13 protein-coding genes are annotated in these 16,379 nt (G+C 64.7%); 5 read left to right on the top strand and 8 right to left on the bottom strand.

Annotation, left to right across the window (positions count from 1 at the left end):
- Positions 1–172: 172 nt before the first annotated feature.
- The 3 genes from ACVOMF_RS13440 to ACVOMF_RS13430 are packed head-to-tail and all read right to left on the bottom strand — an operon-like array spanning position 173 to position 2,531.
- On the bottom strand, positions 173–427 hold the full coding sequence (locus ACVOMF_RS13440) for a DUF6587 family protein (RefSeq protein WP_481509751.1): 255 nt from the start codon (positions 425–427) through the stop codon (positions 173–175).
- Complete coding sequence (gene feoB, locus ACVOMF_RS13435) at positions 427–2,286, bottom strand: ferrous iron transport protein B (protein ID WP_481509750.1); 1,860 nt, start codon at positions 2,284–2,286, stop codon at positions 427–429. Before feoB ends, ACVOMF_RS13440 begins: the two co-directional genes overlap by 1 nt.
- Entirely contained in the window at positions 2,283–2,531 is a 249-nt protein-coding gene (locus ACVOMF_RS13430; protein ID WP_481509755.1) for a FeoA family protein, read from the bottom strand. Before ACVOMF_RS13430 ends, feoB begins: the two co-directional genes overlap by 4 nt.
- Before the next feature lie 125 nt (positions 2,532–2,656).
- On the opposite strand from ACVOMF_RS13430, the gene ACVOMF_RS13425 reads away from it, so the two are divergent.
- The 5 genes from ACVOMF_RS13425 to yeiP all read left to right on the top strand — a co-directional run bounded on the left by ACVOMF_RS13425 (position 2,657) and on the right by yeiP (position 8,490).
- Entirely contained in the window at positions 2,657–3,445 is a 789-nt protein-coding gene (locus ACVOMF_RS13425) for an enoyl-CoA hydratase-related protein (protein ID WP_481509749.1), read from the top strand.
- Between the two features lie 48 nt (positions 3,446–3,493).
- Positions 3,494–4,387, top strand: coding sequence for a hydroxymethylglutaryl-CoA lyase (locus ACVOMF_RS13420; protein WP_481509748.1), 894 nt, complete (start codon positions 3,494–3,496; stop codon positions 4,385–4,387).
- A complete protein-coding gene (locus tag ACVOMF_RS13415; RefSeq protein WP_481509747.1) occupies positions 4,384–6,969 on the top strand; it encodes a sensor domain-containing protein in 2,586 nt (861 codons plus the stop codon). The genes ACVOMF_RS13420 and ACVOMF_RS13415 overlap by 4 nt, the downstream gene beginning before the upstream one ends.
- Before the next feature lie 65 nt (positions 6,970–7,034).
- The gene (locus ACVOMF_RS13410; protein ID WP_481509746.1) at positions 7,035–7,805 is read left to right on the top strand and encodes an SDR family NAD(P)-dependent oxidoreductase; all 771 of its coding nucleotides are present in this window, start codon (positions 7,035–7,037) and stop codon (positions 7,803–7,805) included.
- 118 nt (positions 7,806–7,923) lie between these two features.
- Positions 7,924–8,490, top strand: a complete 567-nt coding sequence (gene yeiP / locus ACVOMF_RS13405; protein WP_282270790.1) for an elongation factor P-like protein YeiP — start codon at positions 7,924–7,926, stop codon at positions 8,488–8,490.
- A gap of 137 nt (positions 8,491–8,627) precedes the next feature.
- On the opposite strand, the gene ACVOMF_RS13400 is transcribed toward yeiP, so the two are convergent.
- From ACVOMF_RS13400 to ACVOMF_RS13380, 5 genes are all read right to left on the bottom strand, one after another.
- Complete coding sequence (locus tag ACVOMF_RS13400) at positions 8,628–9,776, bottom strand: two-component system sensor histidine kinase NtrB (RefSeq protein WP_481509745.1); 1,149 nt, start codon at positions 9,774–9,776, stop codon at positions 8,628–8,630.
- Positions 9,773–11,656 (bottom strand): DUF7844 domain-containing protein, encoded by a 1,884-nt coding sequence (locus tag ACVOMF_RS13395; RefSeq protein ID WP_481509744.1) that lies wholly within the window; start codon positions 11,654–11,656, stop codon positions 9,773–9,775. Before ACVOMF_RS13395 ends, ACVOMF_RS13400 begins: the two co-directional genes overlap by 4 nt.
- Complete coding sequence (locus tag ACVOMF_RS13390; protein WP_481509754.1) at positions 11,656–11,955, bottom strand: DUF2388 domain-containing protein; 300 nt, start codon at positions 11,953–11,955, stop codon at positions 11,656–11,658. The genes ACVOMF_RS13395 and ACVOMF_RS13390 overlap by 1 nt, the downstream gene beginning before the upstream one ends.
- Before the next feature lie 93 nt (positions 11,956–12,048).
- Positions 12,049–15,177, bottom strand: a complete 3,129-nt coding sequence (locus tag ACVOMF_RS13385; protein ID WP_481509743.1) for a multidrug efflux RND transporter permease subunit — start codon at positions 15,175–15,177, stop codon at positions 12,049–12,051.
- A gap of 9 nt (positions 15,178–15,186) precedes the next feature.
- A complete protein-coding gene (locus tag ACVOMF_RS13380) occupies positions 15,187–16,290 on the bottom strand; it encodes an efflux RND transporter periplasmic adaptor subunit (protein WP_481509742.1) in 1,104 nt (367 codons plus the stop codon).
- Positions 16,291–16,379: the final 89 nt, after the last annotated feature.

Here is a 16,379-nt window from a genome sequence, read left to right as displayed (position 1 = left end):
GTCACCGCCTGTATGCGCAAATACCTGACCAGGCTCAATGCCATGAAGCGTGACAACGCACCTTGGGCAGCCGGTATAGCGGGGGGCGCTCAAGACAGTTGACTCCTACAAAAAGGCGCGCGCTGTTTTCGACATGAAACAACGCCGGGTTTCCCCGGCGTTGTTGTATTGCTCAATGCTGCTTGGGCTCACTTGGCCCACAGCTATTGCAGCCGCCGCATGCGCCCGCAGCGCTGGTAGCCGGCGGTGCCAGGCGGCGCCCCCAGGCCTGCAGCCGCGGCGAACGCTGCGGCTTCACCAGCCACAGCGCCAACACGCCGCGCAGCTTGCGCAACACGCCGGGGAACTGCTTCTTCAACACCACCCAGGCACTGACCAGCACCGCCACGGCGATGATCAAGTATTGCAGCAGCAGGCCCTTGTCCATCAGCCAGCTCCCAGTGCCACCGCCACCTGATAGGTGACAAAGGCCGCCAGATAGGCCGCGCCGAACAGGTAGACCGTGGCGAACGCCATCTGCTTCCACGAGTTAGTCTCGCGTTTGATCGTGGCCAACGTGGAAATGCACATCGGCGCGTAGATGAACCACACCATCAGCGACAAGCCCGTCGCCAATGTCCAGCCATCGCTGATCACCGGGGTCAACGCCTGGATAGCGGCATCGTCATCTGCCGCCGACAAGGCATAGATCGTGGCCAGCGAAGAGACCGCCACCTCGCGCGCGCCCATGCCAGGGATCAAGGCAATACATATCTGCCAGTTGAAGCCCAACGGCGCGAAGATCACCGCCATCGCGTGGCCGATCTGGCCGGCGAAGCTGTAATCAATGGCCGGCATGGTCGCGTTCTCCGGTGCACCCGGGTACGACAGCAGGAACCACAACAAGATGGTCAGCGACAGGATGATGCCACCCACGCGCTTGAGGAAGATCATCGCGCGCTCGTACAGGCCGACCAGCAGGTCGCGCGGATTGGGCAGACGGTAGGAAGGCAGCTCCAGCATCAAGGGATGCTCGCTCTTGTCGCGACGGAACTTCTTCATCGTCCACGACATCACCAGCGCACTGAGAATACCGGTCAGATACAGGGCAAACAGCACCAGACCCTGCTGATTGAACACGCCCCACACGGTCTTGGCCGGGATGAAGGCACCAATCAGCAAGGCGTACACCGGCAGGCGTGCCGAACAGGTCATCAGCGGCGCCACCAGGATGGTCGCCAGCCGATCACGCGGGTCCTGGATCGAGCGGGTGGACATGATCCCGGGCACCGCGCAAGCGAAACTCGACAACAACGGGATGAATGAGCGCCCGGACAAACCGGCCGAGGCCATCATCCGATCCAGCAGGAAGGCAGCGCGCGGCAGATAGCCGGACTCTTCCAGCGCCAGGATGAAGGCGAACAGGATCAGGATCTGCGGCAGGAACACCAGCACACCGCCGACACCGGCAATGATGCCGTCCACCAACAGGCTGCTGAGCGGCCCTTCCGGCAATTTCTCGGCCACCACCGGCCCCAGCCAAGCAAAGGCCGCCTCGATGCCATCCATCAATGGTGTGGCCCAGGCGTACACCGCCTGGAAGATCAGGAACATCACCACGGCCAGAGTCAGCAGGCCGTACACCGGGTGCAGCAACCAGCGGTCCAGCGCGTCGTCGACCTTGGCGGTGGGCGCTGGCATGCGCACGGCCGAGGCCAGGATGTCACGCACCTGTACGTGGTAGTCGGTACCTGGCTCAACCGGATGTACCTGCATGGCATCCAGCTGCGGCATCAACGTATCGATGCGCTCGACCAGCGCGCGGGCGCCGTTGTGGCGCACCGCGACCGTCTCCACCACCGGCACGCCCAAGGCTTTCTCAAGCGCCGGCACGTCGATCTCGATGCCGCGCTTGCGAGCCGCGTCGACCATGTTCAGCGCCACCACCATCGGCTTGCCCAGCTCGCGCACTTCCAGCGCAAAGCGCAGATGCAGGCGCAGGTTGGTGGCGTCGATCACGCAGATCAGCGCATCCGGGGCAGCTTCGCCCGGGTAGAAGCCCCGGCACAGATCACGTGTGATGGCCTCGTCCAGGCTGGCCGGGTGCAGGCTGTAGGCACCCGGCAGATCCAGCACCGCGTATTCCTGCCCGGACGGCCCGCGCATGCGGCCCTCCTTGCGTTCGACGGTGACGCCGGTGTAATTGGCCACCTTCTGGCGGCTGCCGGTCAGCTGGTTGAACAGCGCGGTCTTGCCGCTGTTCGGGTTGCCTACCAGCGCCAACCGCGCGATCGCCGTGCTACTCATGCCTGTGCTCCCTGTGCGCTTATCTGGACCCGCGCGGCCTCGCTACGACGCAGCGCAAAGCGAGTAAAACCGACCTGGAAAAGCAGCGGTTCGCCGCCGACCGGACCACGCGCGACCAAACGGACTTCTTCTCCGTTCACGAAACCCAGTTCGCGCAGACGGCGCGCGATCGCATCGTTTGCATGCAGGTCCTGAACGCTTTCCACGCGCGCTGAAGCATGCAGCGGCAAATCTGACAACGTCACTGAATGGGCGCCTATGTAGAGTTGATAAGAATGGTTATCAATTCTAGCATCGCCGCGCTGCGTCATGGCGTCCCACCCCTGCACCGCTATGATTCGTCGGATTACCGTTCAAACAGGCATTACCAATGAGCGATGCATTGCTCGTGCAGCATCAGGGCGCGGTTGCGACCCTTTCCATGAACCGGCCGGACCTGCACAACGCCTTCGATGCGGCGCTGATCCAGTCATTGACCGAAACCTTGTCCAACCTGGGCGCAGACCCGGCCGTGCGGGCGGTGGTACTGGCAAGTACCGGCCCCTCCTTCTCGGCCGGTGCCGACCTGCAGTGGATGCGCTCCATGGCCAGCGCCAGCCAGGAAGAGAACCGCATCGACTCGCTGGCGTTGGCACGCCTGATGCGCACCCTGGATGAGTTGCCCAAGCCGACCATCGCCCGCGTGCAAGGGGCAGCCTTTGGCGGCGGCGTCGGCCTGGTGGCCTGCTGCGATATCGCCATTGCCGCCGATGGCGCGCGCTTCGGTCTGACCGAAAGCCGGCTCGGCCTGCTGCCCGCGGTGATTTCGCCGTATGTCATCGCCGCGATCGGCCCGCGCCAGGCGCGGCGCTGGTTCGCCACCGGCGAGCATTTCGACGCCACTACCGCGCAACAGATCGGCCTGGTCCACCAGGTAGTAGCCGCCGAAGCCTTGGACGCCGCCGTGCAGAGCCAGCTCAACCTGCTGGGCAAGGCAGGCCCGGTTGCCGCCGCATCGGCCAAGGTACTGGTTCGCGAGGTCCATGCTGCCCTGGGTGACCGCGATGGACTGGACCGCGCCAACGCCGGCCTGATCGCCGCCCTGCGCGCCTCCGATGAAGGCCGCGAAGGGCTGACCGCCTTCCTTGAGAAGCGCCCTCCCCGCTGGACCGCGCAGTAATCTGCGCTCCAGTCCAACCTGCGCCCACCTCCAGCTGAAGACCGCTCCATGAATGATTTCGTCCGTATCGTCGAGGTAGGCCCGCGTGACGGCCTGCAGAATGAAAAACAGCAAGTCGCCACTGCCGACAAGATCGAATTGATCGACCGGCTCTCGGCCACCGGCCTGCGCAGCATTGAAGCCACCAGCTTTGTCAGCCCCAAATGGGTGCCACAGCTGGCCGACGCCGCCGAGGTGTTTGCCGGCATCCAGCGCAAGCCGGGCGTCAGCTACCCGGTACTGGTGCCCAATGAACAGGGGTACGAGCGTGCCCTGGCGGTAGGTGTCACTGAGGTTGCCGTGTTCACTGCCGCCTCCGAGCAGTTCAACCGCACAAATACCAATGCCGGCATCGATGAGTCGCTGCAGCGCTTCGAACCCATCCTGGCCCGCGCCAAGGCTGATGGCGTGCGCGTGCGCGGTTATGTCTCCACGGTATTGGGCTGTCCCTACCAGGGCGAAGTGCCGTTGGCCGACGTGGTGCGCGTTGCCAGCCGCCTGCATGCCATGGGCTGTTATGAAATATCACTGGGCGACACCATTGGTGTCGGTACTCCGCTCAAGGCCCGCGCGATGCTGCAGGCCGTGGCCGCGGAATTGCCAATAGAGGCCCTGGCCGTGCATTTCCACGACACCTATGGGCAGGCGCTGGCCAATATCGCCAGCTGCCTGGAAGAAGGCGTGCGGGTGGTGGATTCGGCCGTGGCCGGCACCGGCGGCTGCCCCTATGCACGCGGTGCCAGTGGTAATGTCGCCAGCGAAGATGTTATTTACATGCTGCACGGCATGGGGATGCGTACCGGCGTGGATCTGCCGGCGCTGGCCGCTACGGGGAACTGGCTCGCTGAACGACTGGGCCGGCAGACAGGCAGCAAGACAGGAAGGGCATTGACAGTGTCATGACCGGAACCAGCCAGCTTGGGATATCTGACGACGGCGATCACCGCGCCGCGCATGTCGACGCGCTGGCTGGACTGGAACAAGTACTGCTACAACCCTTGCCATTGAGCCTGCAGCAGGCCTTGCTCGCTGCACGCTCAGCCCTGACCGAGGCCATGGCCGAGCGGCGACTGGCACAACGCCGCTACGCAGCCCTGTTCAATGCAGTGCCCGACCCGGTCAGCATCCTCAGCGCCACCGGCGTGGTACTGGACGTCAACAGTGCCGGGGTCCGCGCCTATGGCCGCACCCGCGAGGAGATCGTCGGCCAGCCCATCGAGCTGCTCAATCCAGACCTGCCTGCCGACCATCTTGAGCCGGTCTGGGAAACCCTCAATCGGGGCGAGACCTATGTGGTGGAAGTCACCAACATGCGCGGCGACGGCAGCCGCTTTCCGGTGGAGGTGCATTCGGCCACCATCGAGCATGACGACGCGCATTGCATCGTTGCCGTCGCCCGCGACCTGAGCCGACGCTGGCAGGCCGAAACGCGCTACCGCCTGCTGCTGGAGTCGATCGACAAGGGAGTGATGCTGTTCGACCGCCACCTGGGCATCATTTCCGCCAATCCCGCGGCACACCGCATTTTCAACCTCGGCAGCATTGCCCCGGCCAAGGTGCCGCTGCACAGCGACGAGTGGATCAGCGTCGATGAGCACGGTCGCCGGCTGCGGCCCGAGCAGTGGCCGGTAACCCGCTCCTTCGCCGAAGGCAGGACCATCCCCAGCACCATCATCGGCCTGTACCACCGTCCCAATGGACGGATGATCTGGATCTCGATCACCACGGTGCCGGTTTTTTCGGCTGGCTGCGACCTGCCCGACCACGTGTTCTCCCTGTTCAGTGACATCACCGAACTCAAGCGCGACCACGCCCTGTTCGACCGCGCCCAATCGCTGGCGCATATCGGCGGCTGGGAGTGGGATCGTGGCCAGCAGCGTCTCTATCTCACCGGCGAAGCACAGCGCATTCTTGGCCAGCAATCGGCACCTACCGACCTGGAGCAACTACTGGCCTGCCTGAGCAGCCTGTCGCGCCAGCAGCTACGCGATGCGCTGGAGCGCGTGGTGGAGCAGCGTACCGGCTTCGAGCTGGAACTGCAGGGCCAACGCGCCAGCGGCCACAGCTTCTGGATCAGGATGATCGGCGAGGTCGAGCTTGGCGACCTCGCCTCCACGCGTATCGCCGGCACCCTGCAGGACATCACCGAGCCCAAGCACGCCGAGCAGACCCTCAAGAACCAGGCCCGCACCGATCCACTGACCGGCATCATGAATCGCGATGCAGCACTTACCGACCTGGAAGCCCGGCTGAGCAATCCCTCGCACGCCGAGGTCGCCGTGCTCTACATCGATCTGGACCGCTTCAAGACCGTCAACGATGTGCTCGGCCACAACGCTGGCGACCTGCTGCTGATCGAAGCTACCCGCCGCATTGCCGATGCGATCGGCACCGAAGGCCTGCTGGCCCGCTTCGGCGGCGATGAGTTCGTGGTCACCTGCGACGCCCGCGAGCTGCCAAATCGACCGGAAAAGCTCGCCGAAGCCATCACCCGCGCCTTCGTCCCGCCATTCCAGTTCGGCAAGGACGAGTTCCCGGTCACCACCAGCATTGGTATTGCCCGTGCCCCCAAGGACGGCGTGCGCCCGCAGCAGCTGATCCAGAACGCCGATCTGGCCATGTACGAATGCAAGCGCCGCGACCGCAATGGGTGGCAACTGTTCTCGCCGGAACTGGCACGCCGCCAACGTGACCGCCTGCAGATCGAACGGCGCCTGCGCAAGGCGCTGGACCGCGACGAGTTCCGGCTGGTCTACCAGCCACAGGTGGATCTGCGCAGCGGCCAGATCATCGCCTGCGAAGCGCTGATCCGCTGGCGCAATCGCCAGCTTGGCGAGCTGCGCCCGGACATCTTCATCAGCCACGCCGAGAACACCGGCGACATTGTCCGCATCGGTGAATGGGTGCTGCACCAGGCCTGCCGCCAGATCCGCGAATGGCAGCGCGAAGGCCTGGGCATGATGCGGGTAGCCATCAACGTCTCCTACCGCCAGTTCAGCGGTGACCGCCTGGCACGCCAGGTGCGCGAGGTACTGGACCACTACAGCCTGCCGGGCAGCGCGCTGGAACTGGAGTTCACCGAGCGCGTCTTGATCGAAGACGCCCCGGCCACCCTGCGCACCTTTGCCGAGCTGCGCGCCATGGGCGTGGTGCTGACCATCGACGACTTCGGTGAGGGTTACAGCGCGCTCAACTACCTGCGCACCCTGCCCATCCACGGCCTCAAACTCAGCCAGCTGTTCATCAGCGGTGTACCTGGCAACCCTTCCGACGTCGCCGTCTGCGAGGCGGTCTGTGGCATCGCCCGCAGCCTCGGCCTGGGTCTGGTCGCCGAAGGCATCGAGTCCGAGGCGCAGCGCCAGTTCCTGCTCGGGCTCGGCGTGCCGGTTGGCCAGGGCTTCCTGTTTGCACCTGGCCTGTCGCCGCCTGATTTCAGCCGACAACTGACCAGGGCTGACCTGGCTGGCCCGGTACCACAGGTCTGATCACCCCAATCAGGCATGGATCGGCATCGGCTAGAATCGGCAGATCACTCAGCAGGATTGTTCCAATGCAGCTGTCTTCCGTTCGTGCCGTCATCACCGGCGGCGTCTCCGGGCTTGGTCTCGGTGTCGCCCAGTTCCTGGTTGCAAATGGCGGCAAGGTCGCCCTGTTCGACCTCAATGATGAAAAGGGCGCCGCTGCGGTCGCCGAACTGGGCGCCGACAATGCCCGCTACTTCACCACCAATGTCACCGACGAAGCCGGCGTTGCCACCAATCTGGCCGCCGCGCGTGAGTTCCTGGGCGGCTTGAACGTGGTGATGAACTGCGCCGGCATCCTCGGTGCTGGCCGAGTGCTCGGCCGCGAAGCGGCGATGCCGCTGGCCAACTTCCAGACCACCGTAATGGTCAACCTGGTCGGCAGCTTCAACGTCGCCAAGGCCGCCGCCGAACTGATGCAGCACAACGAAGCCAACGCCGACGGCGAACGCGGCGTGATCATCAATACCGCCTCGGTGGCTGCCTATGAAGGCCAGATCGGCCAGGCTGCCTATTCCGCCTCCAAGGGCGGCGTGGTCGGCATGACCCTGCCGATGGCGCGCGAGCTGTCACGCTTCGGTATCCGCGTGCTGACCATTGCCCCGGGCGTGTTCTGGACCCCGATGGTCGATGGCATGCCGGCGAACGTGCAGGAATCGCTGGCCGCCTCCATCCCGTTCCCGTCGCGTCTGGGCCAGCCGGCCGATTTCGCCAGTCTGGTCGGCCACATCATTGGCAATACCTACCTCAACGGTGAGACTATTCGCCTCGACGGCGCCGTACGTTTGGCACCGAAGTGACTCCGGAGCGGGGCTTGGGGATTCGGAACGGCGCGAAAGTGCCGTTCGATCAACCCCGGGACCCGCTTCTGGTTTTGCGAATATCCCATCCCGATTCCCCGATACCAGCGCTCAATCCATGAAAGCCAACGACATCAAGAAAGGCAACGTCGTCGAGTACAACAACGGCGTCTACCAGATCCGCGACATCGAGCGCAGCTCGCCGCAGGGCCGGGGCGGCAACGTCCGCTTCCGCTTCATCATGTATAGCGTGCCGGGCGGCAACAAGCTCGATGCCAGCTTCGATGCCGATGACAACCTGCCGGAAGTCGAGCTGCTGCGTCGCCAGTCCACCTTCTCCTACATGGATGGCGATGCCTTCGTGTTCATGGATGACGAGGACTACACCCCGTACACGCTGGACGCCGAGGTCATCGGCGACGACGCCGGCTACATCACCGAAGGCCTGACCGGCATCTACGTGCAGGTCATCGACGACCAGCCGGTCGCCGTGCAGATGCCGCAGCACGTGACCCTGGAAGTGATCGAGACCCCGCCGGAACTGAAGGGCGGCACCGCCACCAAGCGCCCGAAGCCGGCCAAGCTCAGCACCGGCCTGGAAATCATGGTGCCGGAGTACATCGTCAACGGCGAACGCATCCTGGTGAACACCACCACCGGTGAATTCGGCGGCCGCGCTGATTGATTGACTGCAGCCCCCTGCCCAAGGGCGGGGGCTGTCGTGACTGGTTTGTGGGAGCGGCATAAGCCGCGAAGCTGGCTATCCGTACGACGCTGGTTTTCTGAGGAGCTCAGGATCTGAAGCCCTGTCGGCTTCGCGGCTTACGCCGCTCCCACAGTCCCAGCCGCAGCCTCGATAGCGACCGGAAAATACAGCGACACCGCAGCCCCGCCCAGCGTCGAGGTACCAATGGTCGCCGTGCCACCAGACTGCGCCGCAAAGCCATACACCTGGCTCAGCCCCAGCCCGCTGCCATCACCCACGCTCTTGGTGGTGAAGAACGGCTCGAACACGCTCTCCTGGATCTCGGCTTGGATGCCCGGCCCACTGTCACCAACGCAGATGCAGACGAACTGCCCGGCCTCACCCGCGCCCGACGGCACGATGATGCTTTCAAGCCGCGCCGACAACAGCACCTTGCCAACACCGTGCATGGCATCGCGACTATTGCTCAGCAGGTTCAACAAAGCCGCTTCCAGCTGACCGATGTCCACCGAGATCGGCGGCAATTGTTCGGCCAGACTCACGTTCAACTGGATGGTTTCGCCGCAGACGCGGCGGTAGAGTTCCAGCGAGGCATTGAGCAGATCGTCCACCTGGCTCAGCTGCGGCACCAGTGTCTGCCCACGCCCGAACGCCAGCATCTGACGGGTCAACTGGGTGCCACGGCCGACCGCGCGGTGGGCGATGTCCAGGATGCGGCGCACGCTCTCGTCGCCGGAGCGGCGCAGCGACAGCATGTCCAGGCTGTTGCCGATCACCGACAGCAGGTTGTTGAAGTCGTGCGACAGGCCCAGAGTCAACTTGCCCACCGCATCCAGACGCTGCGCGCGCAAGGCGACCTCCTGTGCCTCGCGTACCCGCTTCTGGGTCTGGAATGCTTCGGTGACGTCACGGATCAATACCAGCACGCGCGCACCGCGCTGGTCGGCTACCCGCTCCAATATCATCGATGCGCGAAAACGGCCGCCATCCTTGCGCACCATCGCCAGGCTGAGCTGATCGCTGCCCTGCTGCAGCGTGCGTGCCACTGCCTGTTGCGCTGCGCCACGCTGCGTGTCGGCAGCGCTGAATAAATGCGAGAACGGCAGTCCGCGGATCTCTTCGCAGGCATAGCCAAATACCGTTGCTACCCCAGCATTGCAGCTGAGCACCTGACCACCAGGATCAAGCTGGAGAATCGCGCAGGAGCGCAGCTTCAACACATCCTCGGCCATCGCATCGACCGTCTGCTGCTCAGTACCAATCAACCGCGCTCTCCTGAAAACCGACCCGGACGACGCTCATCGAGCGTCGCCGCCTCCCCTGATTGCGTACCGTACCCTAAACGCAGCCTCTGCCGCAGGTACAGCAGGTTCGCTTCGATCTGCCCCATCCGCGCGCGCTGTGCTCCGGGCAAGGCGGCCAAGGCTGCGTCACGCAGGGCCTTCCATTGTTGCTGGGCTAGCCCCGCCCCAGCGGCAGCCTCGGCGCTCAAATGCGCCTGTTCATCCGCATCGGGGATGCCATAGCTCTGCCCCGGCCCCAGCAGGCTACCAGGGGCCAGCAGCACGGCAGACCGCTCCATCAGCGCCTGGAAGTCCGCCATCTCCGGCAGCCGCTTGCCACCGGCAAGCAGACTGCGTTTGAGCACATCGGCTGCAGCCACCTCCCCCCGTCGCCATGCGGCCTGTTCCAGCAACAGCATGGCTGCCAGCACCTGATCATCGGCCTGCCGCATCCAAGTCCGGCGTTGTGTGGGCGGCAGCGCCAACCATGCCTCCACGTCCTTGGCCGGCAACGGCAGGGCCTTGCGTGCGATCTCGAATACCAGCGCGTAGTGGGCAGCGGCCGACTCGAAGTAATAGCCGCCGCGCAGCGCGGTCGCGCGGTCGCGTGGCGGATCGGCCAATGCTTCGGCACGCAGGCTTTGCAGCAAACCGGTTGGGGTGATCGACAGCAGATCTGCAGAGCCAAGCCGCGGTGCGCCGTCGCCAAGCAACTTGCCGGTTTCCACCGCGCAATTGTTGCTGATGAAGTAATAGCGCCCGTCGTAGTCCCAGTGCAGCCGCGCCGCCTGCTGCAGCACCGCGTTGATCTCATCACGCTGAAGGCGCAGCGGAGTGGATGAGACCCCGCGCAGCTCGACCTTGGTGTATTCCTCTATCACCCGGCTCAGCGGTAGCACGAACAACCGCGACGGATAGGAGCCGGTCAGCCCACGCCAGCTGGATATCTGCACATCACCGACGAAGGCGCGGAACGACAGCACCAGGTGGTACTGCAGATCCATCCGGCAGGCCGGGCCAGGCCTACGCCCCGGCGCGCAGACCACAAGCCGCAGCATGCTGTGGCCCCAGCGGCTCATCAGCTTCTCATTGCCTTCGGCCAGCAGATAGTCGATTTCGTAGACCCGTGCCGGGTCGAGATCAAGCAGGTCGGCCAGGCCTTCCTGCTCACCGGCCTGCATGAACGGCAATGCCTGCGGGCACAGCACCACGTCCAACTGCCTCGGCGCGCCAAGGTTTTCGCCGAACCAGGCATGCAGAAGCGGACGCCGGCAGGCGTAGTCCGGATCCAGCAGATAGTGCTCAAGGTTCACCGCGAAGAACTCGGTCGGGCTCTCCAACTCGTAGCGATCGGGGCTGCGCAAGCTGAAGTGGTTGCGCCCACGCCCCGGCCACAGCGGCCGTTGCTGCCAACCTGCCAGATCCAGAAAGCGCGGTTGACGTGACCAGCCGCCGATGGCGGAACGGTCCAACGCATGTCCCAGCTCATGGATAAGCGCGGCACGTGCCTGTTGCCACGCCTGGACCGAGGCGTCCGAAGATGCGGAGTCGCCCTGCAACAACAGTGGCAACAGGCGCTTGTCCAAGCCAAGTTCACGCCCGCGCGCCCTGCCCTGGACGTGCTCAGGCAAGTCGTCGCGCCAGCGTAGCTGCAGCATCAAGGAGCTGCTGCCCTCGATGCCGGCAGGAATGCGTCCCAGCACGTCATCAATCAGTCGCTGGCTGGCCAGCACCTGCGCCGAGTCCAGCGACGGCGCGGTTGTCTGCAGCTCGATCCGCAGTGCCGCCTGCAGGGGCGCGGCGCTGCAGAGCAACAGCAACACCGCCAGCCACCGCGCGGGCGGCAGCCGGCGGAGCTTCATCACAGGGCCAGGATCTTCCGGGCCAGCTCCATGTCGCTGGCGTCGCGCGCAGCGGCATCACGCTCACGCAGCTGGATCAAGGCCGCTTCCAGCCATGCGCCACGGATTTCGCCATTGCTGGCAACAAAACCCGCTGCGTCTTCGCGCGCATCCAGCAGCACCTTGTCGTCGCCCGAGGAACTGCCCGAGGAATTGGACGATGCGCCCGATGCGGAACCGGCCGACGTGCCTGCAAAGCTGGAGGCGAATGCCGACATCGGCAGGGCAATCAAGGCGCAGAACAGGATCTTACGGATCATCGGCAGGTCAACATCGGGCATGAAGGACGCCAAGAGTAACCACCACCGCTCACAGTTGGAACCTGCCGCCGCCCTGCCCGGCTGATCCGTTCATCATCTCCCGACTCCGGAACGCCCCCGCGAAACCGGCAAACGCAGCTGCAGCCAGCGCCAACTGCCATCCACCACCACATAGAACACCGGCACGAAAAACACCGCCAACACGGTTGCAGTCACCATTCCACCAAACACGCCGGTACCGATGGCCTGCTGGGTTTCCCGCGATGCGCCCTGTGCCAGCATCAACGGCATCACGCCCAGTGCAAACGCCATCGACGTCATCAGGATAGGCCGCAGGCGCAGCCGCGCCGCCCGCAATGCGGCCTGCGCCGCTGTCATCCCCTGCTGCTGCAGCTGTCGCGCGAACTCAACGATCAGGATCGCATTCTTCGCCGACAGGCCGATCACCGTGATCATGCCGACCTTGAAGAAAATGTCGTTGGGCATGCCACGCAACATTACCGCCGCCACCGCCCCCAACAGGCCAAGCGGCACCACCAACATCACCGCCATCGGGATCGACCAGCTCTCGTACAGCGCTGCGAGCACCAGAAATACCACCAGCATCGATATCAGCAGCAGCCATGGCGCTTGTGCGCCCGAGGTCTTCTCCTGCAGCGACTGGCTGGTCCATTGCAGCGCAAAGCCTGGCGGCAGCTGCGCGGCCAGCCGTTCCATCTCGGCCATGGCTTGCCCGGTGGAGACGCCTTCGGCAGGCGCACCAGACACATTCAGCGCGGGGAACCCAAGGTAGCGCTGCAACTGCAATGGCGACTCCTCCCAGTGCGGGCTCACCAGCTCCGCAAGTGCAACCATGCCGCCCTGGGCATTGCGCACATGCAGTCGCAACACGTCCTCGACCTCCATCCGGAACGGCGCATCTGCCTGCAGGATCACCTGCTGCAGGCGCCCCGCATTGGGGAAGTCATTGACGTACTGCGAACCCATCGCCACTGACAGCGTATTGCTGATGTCGGCAAATCCAACGCCCATCGCCTCGGCCTTGGCGCGGTCTATCTGCAGCCGCACGCTGTTGCCCGATGGCAGGCCATCAGCATGCACCTCGCCCAGCAAGGGGCTGGCCTGGGCCAACGCCAACAGCTGCTTCTGCGCCGCGCGCAGCTGCTGCTGGGTCTGGCCGGTGCGCGCCTGCAACGCAAGACTGAAGCCGGAGGAGTTGCCCAGACTATCGATCGCCGGGGGCGTCACACTGATCACCTGGCCTTCGCCGGTAGCCGCCATCGCTTTCAGGGTGGCCGCCACCTCGCCGGTGGCGGTGGCACCGTCGCGCTCACCCCAGTCCTTGAGCATGGTGTAAGCCATCGCTGCACTGGGGCCAGATCCGGCAAAACTGTAGCCGGTGATTACCTGATTGGCGGCGATGCCTGGCCGCGAGGCGATATGTGCCTCGTAGGCCTGGACCACGGCCAGGGTTCGTTCCGCAGTCGCTTCGGCCGGCAACTGGATCGAGGTCATGAAGTAGCCCTGATCCTCTTCCGGCAGGAAGGCGCCCGGCAGCCATTGCAGGCCCAGCAGCAGCACCAGCACCAGGCCGGCGAACACCCCCATGACGCGTCCACAGCGGCGCAGCACCGCAGCTACACCGCGGTGATAGCGCCCACTCATGCGGGCAAAACCACGATTGAATGCAGCGAACACGCGACCGCGCGGACGCTCATCCGCAACCGGCCGCAGCAGCGTTGCGCACAAGGCCGGGGTCAAGCTCAGCGCCAGCAACGCCGAGATCAGGATCGCCACCGCCATCGACACGGTGAACTGGCGATAGATCGCGCCCACCGAGCCACTGGCGAAGGCCATGGGGATGAACACCGCCGTCAGCACCAGGGTGATGCCGACCACCGCGCTGGTCAGTTCGCGCATCGCCTTGATCGTGGCCTCGCGTGGCGCCAAGCCTTCCTCGGCCATGATCCGCTCAACGCCTTCGACCACCACGATCGCATCATCGACGATGATGCCGATCGCCAGCACCATGCCGAACATGGTCAGCACGTTGATCGAGAAGCCCAACGCCAGCATCACCGCAAAGGTGCCCAGCAGCGCGATCGGCGCCACCAGTGCCGGCACCAGGGTGTAGCGCCAGTCCTGCAGGAACAGGAACATCACCGCGAACACCAGCAGCATCGCCTCCAGCAGGGTCTGCAATACCTTCTGGATGGATATCTTCACGAAGGGTGCGGTATCGAACGGAATGCTGCTTTCGACACCCGGCGGCAGCAGGGACTGCAACTCGGCCATGCGTGCGCGCACCGCCGATGAGGTACTCACCGCATTCGCGCCTGGACGCAGCTGGATGCCGGCTGCGGTAGCCACCTGTCCGTCCTCACGGGTACCCCAGGCATAACTCTGCGCACCGAGCTCCACCCGTGCCACATCGCCGAGCAGCACCCGCGCGCCGTCGGCATGCGCACGCAATACGATCGCTGCGAACTGCGCCGGCGTGCTCAGCTGCCCATCGGCAACCAAGGGCACGGTGATGCGCTGCCCCGCCACGCTTGGCGAGTCACCAATGCGGCCCGGGGCGATGTTCTGGTTCTGCTGTTCGATGGCGCTGACCACGTCGCCCACGGTAAGTTCATAGCCGGCCAACGCGGTGGGGTCCAACCAGATCCGCATGGCTTGCTCGGCACCGAACAATTGCACCCGGCCAACCCCGTCGATGCGCCGCAGCTCCTCGATGATGTTGCGTGCCATGAAATCGCCTAGCTGCGCTTCGTCAACGCTGCCGTCAGGCGATTTCAGCCCTACCAGCATCAGAAAGCCGGAACCGGATGCCTCCACATACAGGCCACTCTGGCGCACACTGGCCGGCAAGCGCGGTTCGATGGCCTTGATCCTGTTCTGTACGTCCACCTGCGCCATTTCCGGGTTGGTACCCGGGGCGAAGGTGGCAGTGATCGAAGCCTCACCGGAGGTATCCACCGAAGATTGGAAGTACAGCAGGTGCTTGACGCTGGACAGCTCGCGCTCGATCAAGCCGACAACCGAGTCATCAAGCGTCTGTGGACTGGCGCCGGGGTAACTGGCGTAGATGCTGACGCTGGTTGGCGCTACCGCCGGGTAGCGTTCCACCGCAAGTTTGGGAATTGCCAACACGCCGGCCAGCACGATGAAGGTCGCCAGCACCCAGGCGAATACCGGGCGATCAATGAAGAAACGAGCCATGTCTTACCTTCAGTTGTTGCTGGATGCGACTGAGGCCTTGCCGGACGCCGACACTGGCACCGGCTGCCATGGCGAGGTTTCGACCAGCCGCCCTTCCTGCAGCCGTTCCTGCCCCACCACCACCACCCGCTCACCGACCTGCAGACCGCTACGCACGATCCACTGCCGGTCCACGCTGCCGTCGATTTCGATGGTGCGGATGACCGCCTTGCCGTCACCGCCGATCACCCAAGCGTAGGTCTGGCCACCGGCACTGCGAAGCACCGCCTGCTGCGGCAGCAGCGGCGATTGGCTGGCGGCACCACGCGGCACCCGCGCGCGTACGAACATGCCCGGCAACAGGTCGCGATTCGGGTTGTCGACCAACACCCGCAGCACCACATCGCCGGTACGGGCGTCGACATTGATACCCGAGAACAGCAGCTGCCCGGCCCGCTCATGCTCCTGACCATTGGCACCGATGATCGCTACCGGCAACGCACCGCCGTCAGCCATGCCCTTGCGCATCTGCGGCAACTGCGAAGCCGGCTGCCGCACATCCACATAGACCTGGTCGATCTGCTGCACCAGCGCCATCGGCTCGCTGTCGGCAGCGTCCACCAACGCCCCTTCGGTCACCATGGCCTGGTCGATGCGACCGGCAATGGGTGCACTGACCGTGGCATAGCGCAGATCCAACTGGCGCCTGGCCAGGATCGCCCTGGCTTCGGCGACCGCTGCACGCGCCTGCTCATACTCGAACGCCGCATCATCACGGTGCTGCTGGCTGACCGCCTGCGCGTCGGCCAGTGCCTGCAGACGCTGCGCCTGCACCCGGCTGCGCGAGAGCGCCGCCTCGCTGCGCTGCAAGGCCGCCAACGCTGAATCGACATCAGCCCGGAATGCCGACGGATCGATCTGGAACAGCGCCTGCCCGGCAGTGACCTCGGCACCCTGCTCGAACAAACGCTTGCGCACGATGCCACCAACCTGCGCGCGGATCTGCGCCGTACGCAACGCCGCTACCCGCCCCTGCAATTCGTCATCACGTTGCACGCGCTGAGCGGCAACCGTGAGCACGCTTACCTTTGGCGCTGCTTCCGCAGGTGCTTCAGGGGAGGAGCAGGCCGTCATGGCCAAAACCAAGGCCGCACACGCGGCCGCCGTAATCCGTCGAATGGTCATCGCTACACGTGGTACTGGAAAGCCTGCAGGAACGCAGG

The sequence above is a fragment of the Stenotrophomonas sp. STEN022 genome (genome assembly GCF_056760155.1).
This window is presented reverse-complemented; position numbering and strand designations above follow the sequence as displayed.